Genomic DNA, 685 nt, shown 5'->3' with positions numbered 1-685 from the left:
CACTGAAGAAAAGCGGGATACCGGCTGATGTACTGGGGTTAATCAATCGCTACCTAAAAGCGCCGACAGTAGTTGATGGCAAGCTAATAGCTACCACAAAAGGTGTACCGCAAGGTGGGCCACTATCTCCGCTTCTAGCCAATATTGTGCTCAATGAACTGGACTGGGAGCTGCACAAGCGCCAACTCAGTTTTGTACGATATGCCGACGACTTTCAAATACTGGTGGGAAGCCGTCGGTCTGCTGAGCGGATAAAAGCAAGCCTAACGCACTTTATCGAATGTATTAACCCGGCGGACAAATAGTTCAGTTATGCTGCGTACCTAATTGATTCGTGTCGGAAGTAGGCTGCTACACGCGCGGGCTTCTTTTGTAACATTCTCATGTGAGAAAGCACTTTCCTTTTTAGCTTCTCCTTGGATCGGGCTGGCATGCCACTGTGAACGCCCCCTTTAAGGTCGCAATTCAAATACTCATCTGGATTCAGTTCAGGTGAATATGATGGTAAATAATAAATTTCTATCTCATCCTCGTGCTCTGCCAGCCAAGCTTTAACAAATCGTGCATGATGTACCCTAAGATTGTCCAGAATGAGGTAAACTTTACGCCCCGCTGTTTTGATCAATCGCTTAAGAAAGTCAATCAGCCTATCGGCATTCATACTTCCTTCGTAAATTTGAAAACG

The 685-nt window shown here is 45.8% G+C and carries 2 protein-coding genes; one reads left to right on the top strand and one right to left on the bottom strand.

The genetic code is table 11. From position 1 onward, the window contains the following. A partial coding sequence (locus tag ACCI49_RS24945) for a reverse transcriptase domain-containing protein (protein WP_371841961.1) occupies positions 1 to 305 on the top strand: 305 nt, incomplete at its 5' end. A 5-nt stretch (positions 306 to 310) separates the two neighbouring features. On the opposite strand, the gene ACCI49_RS24940 is transcribed toward ACCI49_RS24945, so the two are convergent. Then, on the bottom strand, positions 311 to 685 hold a 375-nt coding region (locus tag ACCI49_RS24940), incomplete at its 5' end, for a transposase (RefSeq protein ID WP_371837343.1).

The organism is Microbulbifer epialgicus, assembly GCF_041447265.1.
Classification (GTDB): Bacteria; Pseudomonadota; Gammaproteobacteria; order Pseudomonadales; family Cellvibrionaceae; genus Microbulbifer; species Microbulbifer epialgicus.
The sequence above is the reverse complement of the archived record's forward strand: the minus strand, read 5'-3'. Positions and strand labels throughout refer to the sequence as shown.